Source organism: Blautia sp. CGZ-1-C1 (genome assembly GCF_056504575.1).
Window position 1 is genome coordinate 1 of the sequence record NZ_JBWLUT010000011.1, and the last position, 10,025, is coordinate 10,025.

Genomic DNA, 10,025 nt, shown 5'->3' on the forward strand with positions numbered 1-10,025 from the left:
GATGCATAACATTTACAGCATCCCTCAATGCATCTATATATGTAAAATCAACAAGCCTATTTCGAATGTATTCTATACCAGAATTTTTCATTGTACTTATTGATCCCATAAGATTTTCATCTAATTTTTCTGTTAATAAATATTCTCCTTGAGAAATATTACCCACTATGCTATGATACACTTCATCGTCAAGATAATTCTTATTTGAACCATATGTAACCAAACTTATATAATCAGTTATTCGTATTTCAAATAAAGCTTTTTTCAGTTCTTCCCCATTAAGAGAAGAAATTCGTTTTCTAGTTCTTGAATTAGGTATACAAAACCAAGTAATAGAATCCTTCCTTTGATGATGTTCCTGTGATATATTTTAGTACTGCTTGTTCTTCCTTTGTTGAATCCAATTCATCAAAACGAAGTGATATTATAATTATGTGTCCTCTCCAATCCCCTAATCCCTCAGAAAACCAATTTTCTGAAATTTCTTTTTCATACCATTCCAATTTCTTGTCTAAAACTAAACGAATAGCTTGCATAAGAGTTGTTTTTCCAGAGTCATTTTCTCCAATAATAGTATTTATTCCTTTTCGAAAAACAAATTTTGTGTTCTGAAAATTTTTATAATTTCTTAACTGTATTTCTTTTAGATACATTTTCCTTATCCTCACACTATGGAGCGGTAATCTCCAATTTTATTATATTTTTTGTTCTCAATTCTTTTATCTGAAATGGATTAGGTACTGTAAGAACCATTTCAACTTACTCTTTTTGCATAGATGAATACATATATTTTCCCGTACAAGTACAGCAACCATTTTCTCATTCATCATTTTTACCATACACTACTAATTTTAATCTTCTTACACAATTTACTTAAGTTTATTTTTGTAGCTAGGTTCCATATCCCATCGTGTGATACAGTCATGTTATATTCCATATTTAAGGAATATAACTTTATTCTTCCACTATACTTTGATATATTTTCTGATTCCATACGCATCTTCTCCATCACTATAAAAGTGCTTTTATCTGCTCTTTATACCGTCTCCGATAATAGTCCATCGCCCTATACTCAATAACATCCTTCATCTGCTCTGCCAGCACTGGCTCCTTCACAATATCTTCCATTTCATCCCTCAACGCCAACGCCGCGCCATCCTTTTTCACAAAGAATTCTTCCCCAGATTTTAATAAAAAGTGTACCGGCATTTTCATTATCTTTTGGATATGGTTCTTATCCGAAATCTTGCGATATTCCTCATATGTAATCTCTTTCTCCAAATCCTTCCAGTTTGTTCCTGTAGAGAAGAAGTCTTTCCAGCTTGCCAGAAGTTCCGCCTCTGACACCTCCATTCTCACATTCCCATGGTTATAAAAAGCCATCAGTACCGGCATTTTATACACCTTGCTCATGTTGGTGTTTTCCAGCAGATTTATAAAGTCTTTTCCTATTCCCTGGCTGAATCTTTTCTGCTCATCTGTGAGTTCATCCAATTCTTCCAGATAATTCAAATACTTTTTAAACGGATTCTCATTCGAATGTGTGACCGCCATCTGATAAACATCATCATCCATATAAGTAAACAAATCCATTCTAGTTGGTTGTTTGCCAAGCAATTCTTTGATCCGGAAATACTCATTTCTGATCTGTTCTTTGATCGTCAGCTGTTTCTTGTCCATTTCTGCAAACAGATCAATCAATCTCATATCAAAATCAACGAAGCATTCATCTGGATAATCTGCTTTATCTGCCGGATAATATGTTTCTTTTCCTGTTTTATTTTTCCCTGTCAGCAAATACCTGACTCTTCCCGCTTTTTCATAATTGCCGATAAAGTCCAGAACATTGAGATATTCTTTTCCCTTATTTCTGCGCAATCCTCTTCCAAGCTGCTGTAGAAATACAACCGGAGATTCTGTCGGACGCAGGAACATTACCATATCAACTGAAGGAATATCTACGCCTTCATTGAACATATCCACTGAAAAGATAACTTTGATTTCTCCATTTTTCAGTTTCTCAATCGCTTCTGCTCTGTCCATGGAAAACTCTCCATCTGCATTACTATAAACTGCTGCCGACGGAATTCCTCTTTTACCGAATTCTTTTGCCATTTCTTCTGCATGTTTTCTGGAACAACAGAATCCTAATGCCTGACTGGAACCATATTTGCAATAATATTTGTAAATCAACTCATGCCTGTAAGCATTCCCGATATAAGTTCTGTTCAGTTCTTCTTCTGCATATTTTCCCTTAACTATATGTAGCTTTGTGTAGTCAGTCTCATCATAAATTCCATAGTAATGAAACGGAACCAGCATTCCCTTATTGATTCCGTCTTTCAGTGAAATCTCATACGGCACATTATAATCGCAGATTTCATATATATTTTTGCCGTCCATTCTCTCAGGCGTTGCCGTCAGTCCAAGGAGAAACTGCGGTCTGAAATATTCTACAATTCTTCGATATTGGTCATTGACTGCATGATGAAATTCATCAATCACCATGTAATCGAAGTAATCCGAAGCAAAATATTTTTCATTTAAATATTCCGGTTTCCCAAGGCTTGCTACCGAGGCAAATATAAGTGGTTTATCTGTGCATTTCTCAGCTCCCATAAAAAATCCATAGTCTTTGGAATTTCTTACGTTCTGAAAAGAAACTGCTGCCTGTTTCAGAATCTCTTCCCTATGTGCAACAAACAACACTTTCTCATATTTTCTTGAATCAAAAGCAGCCAAAAATGTTTTCCCGATGCCCGTTGCAGCCTGAATGAGTGCTTTCTGTGCTCCTTCTGCTCTTGTATCTTCCAATGCGCACAATGCCTCGATCTGTGCTCCTCTTGGTTCATATAAAGGTTTTATTTTCGCATCATTCGTTTCCGACTCTGCAAAGTCATATCTGTCAAGGTCTTTTGCCACCGCCGGACGATGCCAGTTCTGGGAGTAACGTTTTAATTCTTTGTCATCAATGATAATGGAATGATTCTCAAATAAATCTTCAAATGTATGAAAGAATTCTTTGTAGTTTTCCGGATCTTTCTGACTGCTGAACCGATAATTCCATTCTATTCCTGAAGTCAGCGCACTTCTGGAAATATTAGAAGAGCCGATGTAAAGTTCACTGTAATCTGTATAATGGAAAATGTAAGACTTTGGATGAAAGGAACGTCCTTTTTCACAATAAAATCTAAGATCAACTCTGTCACCAAGTTTTCTTTTGATCAGATATAGTGCTGATGGCTGTGTAATTCCAAGGTAGTTTCCTGTCAGGATTCGGATTTTGGCTCCACGTTTCAAGGTATGTTCCAGTTCTTTCAGCAACATTCTCACTCCGGATTCCATAAGAAAAGAAACTATGATATCAACGCTTTCCGCTTTTTTCATGCTCTGTATCAGCTGATAATATAACTGTCTTCTTTTATCCGGTCCGCCGGTCATTGCATCTGTGGAATATTCGTTTTCATACCCGATGTTTACTTTTTCTGCAGAAGTAAATTCAGCCATTTTTCCTCACCTCTTCCCGGTCGGACATCTCCTGTGATCCAATGTTCTTCTATTTTAAGATCATGCATGTCATGTATGAACTCTTTAAATGTATCTGTTGTAAAATCGGTAAAATATCTTCCATTTCGTTCGCCTTCAAATTCTCCGTATTTGAAAGAGGTATAAATCCATCCTTCCGGTTTCAATGCTACATACATATTTTCCAAAACTTCACGCAGTTGTTTTTTCGGCAAATGGAGAATAGATGCACAAGCCCATATACCATCATATTTTTCTTTTTCATCCAATTCCTGAAACAGCATCTGCCTGACTTTAATTCCTGTATATTTACTTGCAATCCGGCATAATTGTTCTGAACCGTCAATTGCATCTATTTGATATCCACGACTCAGAAAATACTTTGTATCTCTTCCTGCGCCACAGCCAAAGTCGAGAATATACGCATCTGGGTTAAGTTTCTCCAAAAATTTATCTTGTACTTCTGTAAACTTTACTGAAACAGTCCCGGAAGCAAAAGACTGCGCATTTTTGTTGTAATATTTTAATGTTTTATCTATATCTGTCATATATTCACTCACCAAATGCCATCCGGCACTGATTTCACTCCTGTTTTATCTGCAAAATACCTGTTTTGTTTCTTATGCCTTAATTTTTCTGATAAATCTAACTTCTTTGTGTCATATTATACAATTTTTTGACATAAACAGCAACAATTTTCGTCAGACATTTTTTATTATATTCACTTATCTATAATGCGCAAAAACTGTTGCATATTTCTTTTTTAATATCTTTTCTCTTTCATCAACTTCCATATAAAAAAGAAAGCCAGACTGCACATAGGTTTCTTCCCCTACATACAGTCTGGTTCTCTGATTCCATCATTCATTTCTAGTTATAAGCCGATAAGTCAAACGTTCAATTATGCTTCCGCATCCATCTCCGCCTTAATCTCATCCTCGCAGTCTGCCATTGCCTGCAGTGTCATAGTGAGCAGCTTCTGCAGTTCCCACCCGAGTTGTTCAGCGCCGCGTTCAATAACTTCTCTGGAGCATCCTGCTGCGAAGCCTTTGCTCTTGTATTTCTTCTTGAGGGATTTGAGTTCCATGTCTTTTGTGCTTTTGGATGGTCTCATAAGTGCTGCTGCCCAGATAAGTCCTGTAAGTTCGTCTGCTGCAAAGAGTACTTTTTCCATTTCGTGTTCCGGTGCTACATCAATGGTTGCTCCACATCCTACTGTGATGCCGTAACCGTGGGATACAACTGAATGGATCACATCTTCGCCTACGCCTGCTTCGCGGAGCATTCCCGGAGCTTTCAGACAGTGTTCTTCCGGATATAGTTCAAAGTCGATGTCGTGGAGGAGTCCTACAATTCCCCAGTATTCTGCATCTTCGCCATAGCCAAGTTCATTGGCGTACCATTTCATTACTGCTTCCACAGTCAGGGCATGCTGAATGTGGAATGGATCCTTGTTGTATTTTTTTAATAATGTAAATGCCTCATCTCGTGTAATTGTCTTCATTATTTTGTCACTCCTCATATCTGAATTGTCAGGCGGATAAAATCATCTGCTTTACTGCTTGTTTATAACTGAATAACTGCTCTGCGGTTTATCTGTCAATCTGAATCTGGCATACTTCCATTGCTTTCAATGCATTCTCATGACTTTCCGGTGTTACGCCTGCGCAGCATTTAGCGTCTACAATAATCGGAACTTCCGGGAGTGATGCTTTAACCAGAAGTGCATTGGAAATAACACAGATGTCTGTGCATAAACCTACGAATGTGATACTTTCGATTTCATTATCCTCATTCATTGCCACCAGTTCTCCTGCAAGATCTGTGGAACCAAAGGTTTCTTTGTCAATGGGTTCTGTTTTTCTGAGTGCATCTAATTCGCTTCTGATCTGCCATCCTTCGGTGTCACGGATACAGTGCGGTACAGGAAGCTTCTTTCCTTCCTGAGTGTCGAGATAGTAAGTTTCATGGGTATCTCTGGTAAAAAGAATAACTCCATCAAAATTTTCGATTTTCTCTTTTACACCAGGTACAATGGCAACTGCCTCTTTTGTTCCAAGAGCTCCGTCGATGAAATCATTCTGCATGTCTACAACTACTAATACTTTCTGCATATTTCCTTCCCTTCGTTCTTTCTGCACATTTTTTTCAGATAATCCCATAAAATCTCTGGAAACGTGTGCTGTTATTATTTGTTATTACTATACAGCAACAAAATATTTTTGTACAGGCAGAAGTGCCAGTTTTACTATAGCAATTCCATAAAATATCAATCCTCTATTTTTCAGTATATTTTTCAAATCTGTACTTCTGTTTAATATCCGGATATTTGTCTCTGTCTACTTTACTCATGAACATATCATAGGGTCTGGCGCAGATTTTGAAAGGTGCGTAGAGCGCCTGGTAGATCATCAGTTTTTCACCGTTTTCTGTGTGATGAGCTACTGCAAGGACTTTATAGAGATATTCGGAAGTATCCGGGGATACCCATTCTCTTTTGAAATGCTGCACAATGTCGCCTGCATGGATATCGTGTTCCGGTGTCTTCGAAGTGTTTTCATTTTCCGCACTGTCAGGTTCTTCCGGTTCTGTGTTGAGTTCCATATATTCTTCTTTATCAAGGGAAACCGGGATTCGGGCAAAGCGGCCGATTGAATGTGGACACCGCCAGGCCAGGTGCCTGCGCTGACCTCGCAAATATCACCTACTTCGTATTCCATGCTGCAGTCATTGTTTTTCTTTATGATTCTGATCTTTGCCATTTTTTATTTTTCCTTTTTTCTCTTATAATAAATACATTCACATTTTTTATTTCCAGTTTTTCCAAATCTCTGCGCTGATATCCCACTGTCGCCTGTTTTCCGTTCCTTACCACAGGGACTTTGATAATACTCTGGTTTTCGAGGATCTTCTCTGCTTTGTCTTCCTCCGCAATATAGGTGATTAATGCCAGCAGATCTTTGTCCTTGCAATCAGTATCTATCAGCCTGTTATAACCACCAATTGCCTGGCAGACGGACTGGAATTCACCTTTGCTTAAGCCTTTTTCTTTTATCTCTATAAACTGATATTTAATTCCCCGTTCTTTGAAGTAGCGTTCTGCTTTTTTGCTGTCAAAGTTTTTCTTTGTACCAAAAATCTGTATATTCATAGTCTAATGCTTTCTCCCATTTTTTTAAGGATTATTGTTCCTGCTATATTTTCTCTTTTTCCTGCCTGTTCACTTTAAATTTCCATTCATTTCACAGTTTTTTCAAATTCTCACACACATATTTCTCACATTTCCTGGTTATATTATTACCTGTACAGAGAAAAGAGTAATTGCAAATAAAACTTTTTCTTTTTCATACTTTTGCCGGGAATCCATAAGGTTCCCGGCCTCCTTCTTTTATTCCGCTATTTTTTATTCCATTAAATTTTCTTTTTAATATGGTTATAGATATTCAGTCCTTTTGTCTGTCCGTATTTGGAAATGATAGATCTGTAAATCTGCTGTTTTCTGTTTTTGCCTTCTGCATTTTTCTCCACAGTTGTAGAAACATAGTTTACTACTTCCTTTGGCATGCCTGCTTTGTCGAGAACCAATACCAGTTCCTGCTGTAATTTCTTTGTTCCGGCATTCATGTCAATTATCTTTTGTTTTGGCTTTTTTGTATTCTGATTCTCTGATTGTTTGACAGACTGTTTTTCAGGTTGTTCATCCAACTGTTTTTCTGTTTCTTCGACCGGATTGTTCGGTCATCTGTCCGTCTTTTTCTTTACCGGTCTGTTTTTTTACCTGTTTCCTTGTATGCACCTGTTTTCCGGAAATCTTCTCATTTCTGGAGACTTTCACATCTTTTTCTGTTTTCCAGAACTCTATAATATGGTCAAATCCTGTATCTTTGCTGATTTCAACAATTTTGCATTCTTCATACTGCCCTGTGCACTCTTTTCCTATCAGATATCCCAGATAAGAGCCCAGATGCATATCTGCTGACTGATTTCCTGTCGGTACTTTATGTGTGATCAGTTTTGACTCTCCGTGATCATTGATAATATCAAGGTCTATTTTTCTGCTGTTGTCTGTATAAAAAAGATGGATAATATCTGTTTCCCGTAATTTTTCGCATCCTTTGAAGCCTTCACTTCCTACATTTTCATAATCAATTAAATAATAAGTTTTGATAATCTTCATCCTCTCTTTATTTGTTACTGTTCACTCCGTTCACAGTAACCTTTATTTTTCTCTGCTGCACAATACTCTGTCATTTTTCAGCCGGATAATTCTTTCCTATTTTAACATGCATCTTTCTTCGGCACAACCACATAGTGGCAGCTCTCCTGGTTAGTATTTCCTGGTTGTCTTTGCCGTCTGTTCCATCCAGACAGAATATTATCATATCCACGAATAGTATTCCCATATTGCCACTATAATAAATTTACATACCTTTTGTGAAAAGTGACGGATTTTTATCAGATTTAAGTTGATAAATCTTTAACAAAATTCAAAAAAACGCAAAAATCCTGTTGATTTTAAGCGTTAAATATGTATAATAGTAAAAGAGAAGCGATACCCATTCGCTTTTATGGTAAGGTATCTTAAGCCTGTTTAAACAGGCGCTTTCATTAACGAAGAAAAGAGGTTAAACGTAAGATGGCAAAAATCGATTTAAGCAAGTATGGCATTACCGGAACTACAGAAATTGTCTACAACCCTTCTTATGAAGTATTATTTGAAGAAGAAACCAAACCGGAACTGGAAGGCTTTGAAAAAGGTCATGTCAGCGAACTTGGTGCAGTTAACGTTATGACAGGTATCTACACAGGACGTTCTCCTAAAGATAAATACATCGTTATGGATGAGAACTCCAAAGATACAGTATGGTGGACAACAGACGAATACAAAAACGATAACCATCCTGCAACTCAGGAAGCATGGAATGCAGTAAAAGAAATCGCTAAAAAAGAGCTCTCCAACAAGAGACTTTTCGTAGTAGATGCATTCTGCGGTGCTAACAAAGATACTCGTATGGCTATCCGTTTCATCGTTGAAGTTGCTTGGCAGGCACATTTCGTAACAAATATGTTCATCCAGCCAACAGCTGAAGAACTTGAAAACTTCGAGCCAGATTTCGTTGTATACAACGCTTCCAAAGCTAAAGTTGAAAACTATAAAGAATTAGGCCTGAACCCTCGAAACAGCTGTAATGTTCGAGGTTAACATCACAACTAAAGAGCAGGTTATCGTAAACACATGGTACGGCGGAGAAATGAAGAAAGGTATGTTCTCTATGATGAACTACTTCCTTCCACTGAAAGGCATGGCTTCCATGCACTGCTCTGCAAACACAGATATGAACGGCGAAAACACAGCTATCTTCTTCGGTCTTTCCGGAACAGGTAAAACTACTCTTCCCACAGACCCGAAACGTCTCCTGATCGGTGATGACGAGCATGGCTGGGATGACAACGGCGTATTCAACTTCGAAGGTGGATGCTACGCTAAAGTTATCAACCTTGACAAAGAATCTGAGCCTGACATCTACAATGCGATCAAACGTAACGCTCTTCTTGAGAACGTAACACTTGATGCTGAAGGCAAGATTGATTTCGCAGATAAGAGCGTAACAGAGAATACTCGTGTATCTTATCCGATCAATCACATTGAAAACATCGTTCGCCCGATTTCTTCTGCACCGGCAGCTAAGAACGTAATCTTCCTGTCCGCAGATGCTTTCGGCGTACTTCCTCCGGTATCTATCCTGACAGAAGCTCAGACTCAGTACTATTTCCTGTCTGGATTTACAGCTAAACTTGCTGGTACAGAGCGTGGAATCACAGAGCCTACACCTACATTCTCTGCTTGCTTCGGACAGGCATTCCTTGAACTGCATCCGACAAAATACGCAGAAGAACTTGTTAAGAAAATGGAAAAGAGCGGAGCAAAAGCTTACCTGGTTAACACAGGATGGAACGGAACAGGAAAACGTATCTCCATCAAAGATACTCGTGGTATCATCGATGCAATCCTTAACGGAGATATCCTTAACGCTCCTACTAAGAAGATCCCATTCTTCGATTTCGAAGTTCCAACAGAGCTTAACGGCGTAGACACAGGTATCCTTGATCCTCGTGACACATATGCTGACGCTTCTGAATGGGAAGTAAAAGCTAAAGATCTTGCTGGAAGATTCATCAAGAACTTTGCTAAATACGAAGGAAACGCTGCTGGTAAAGCACTTGTTGCAGCTGGTCCTCAGTTATAATTATAATTGCTGAATTAAAGTTAATTATAATTAAATTATAATTTTATTGTCCAAATGAGTACGAAAGGGATGCGAGTAATTCGCATCCCTTTTTCATGTTGTTTCGGTGGTCAAGCGGATATTCGCAATCCGCTTCGCTACAGGGCTCTGAGTTTTTCTGCCACTTTCTCATATGCGGGTACCGGAACGTGATATTCTTCTCCCATTCTTACTACTTCGTAAACTAATCCGTCAATTTCGGACTGTTTTCCT

Annotated in this window: 9 protein-coding genes and 3 pseudogenes; 1 reads left to right on the forward strand and 11 read right to left on the reverse strand. The window is 38.1% G+C overall.

Going from position 1 to position 10,025, the window contains the following annotated elements; all coding sequences use genetic code 11:
* From AC058W_RS00680 to AC058W_RS00725, 10 genes and pseudogenes are all read right to left on the reverse strand, one after another.
* The coding region (locus AC058W_RS00680) for a hypothetical protein (protein WP_479389553.1) at positions 1-223 on the reverse strand (223 nt) is incomplete at its 3' end.
* An 88-nt stretch (positions 224-311) separates the two neighbouring features.
* Entirely contained in the window at positions 312-653 is a 342-nt protein-coding gene (locus AC058W_RS00685; protein WP_479389554.1) for an AAA family ATPase, read from the reverse strand.
* 358 nt (positions 654-1,011) lie between these two features.
* The gene (locus AC058W_RS00690) at positions 1,012-3,507 is read right to left on the reverse strand and encodes a DEAD/DEAH box helicase family protein (protein WP_294436388.1); all 2,496 of its coding nucleotides are present in this window, start codon (positions 3,505-3,507) and stop codon (positions 1,012-1,014) included.
* Positions 3,477-4,073, reverse strand: coding sequence for a class I SAM-dependent methyltransferase (locus tag AC058W_RS00695; RefSeq protein WP_118610123.1), 597 nt, complete (start codon positions 4,071-4,073; stop codon positions 3,477-3,479). The genes AC058W_RS00690 and AC058W_RS00695 overlap by 31 nt, the downstream gene beginning before the upstream one ends.
* Before the next feature lie 353 nt (positions 4,074-4,426).
* Entirely contained in the window at positions 4,427-5,029 is a 603-nt protein-coding gene (locus AC058W_RS00700) for a hydrolase (protein WP_118610122.1), read from the reverse strand.
* Positions 5,030-5,117: 88 nt separating this feature from the next.
* Complete coding sequence (locus tag AC058W_RS00705; RefSeq protein WP_117677010.1) at positions 5,118-5,639, reverse strand: cysteine hydrolase family protein; 522 nt, start codon at positions 5,637-5,639, stop codon at positions 5,118-5,120.
* A gap of 163 nt (positions 5,640-5,802) precedes the next feature.
* Positions 5,803-6,287 (reverse strand): annotated as a pseudogene (locus tag AC058W_RS00710) (DUF1653 domain-containing protein).
* A 46-nt stretch (positions 6,288-6,333) separates the two neighbouring features.
* Positions 6,334-6,676, reverse strand: a pseudogene (locus tag AC058W_RS00715) (arsenate reductase family protein).
* A 260-nt stretch (positions 6,677-6,936) separates the two neighbouring features.
* The gene (locus AC058W_RS00720; RefSeq protein ID WP_479389555.1) at positions 6,937-7,230 is read right to left on the reverse strand and encodes a hypothetical protein; all 294 of its coding nucleotides are present in this window, start codon (positions 7,228-7,230) and stop codon (positions 6,937-6,939) included.
* The gene (locus AC058W_RS00725) at positions 7,223-7,702 is read right to left on the reverse strand and encodes a PIN domain-containing protein (RefSeq protein ID WP_479389556.1); all 480 of its coding nucleotides are present in this window, start codon (positions 7,700-7,702) and stop codon (positions 7,223-7,225) included. The genes AC058W_RS00720 and AC058W_RS00725 overlap by 8 nt, the downstream gene beginning before the upstream one ends.
* 459 nt (positions 7,703-8,161) lie before the next feature.
* Between AC058W_RS00725 and pckA the strand changes: the two are divergent.
* Positions 8,162-9,773, forward strand: a pseudogene (pckA, locus tag AC058W_RS00730) (phosphoenolpyruvate carboxykinase (ATP)).
* 137 nt (positions 9,774-9,910) lie between these two features.
* Here pckA and AC058W_RS00735 read toward each other — a convergent pair.
* On the reverse strand, positions 9,911-10,025 hold a 115-nt coding region (locus AC058W_RS00735), incomplete at its 5' end, for a ketopantoate reductase C-terminal domain-containing protein (RefSeq protein WP_479389557.1).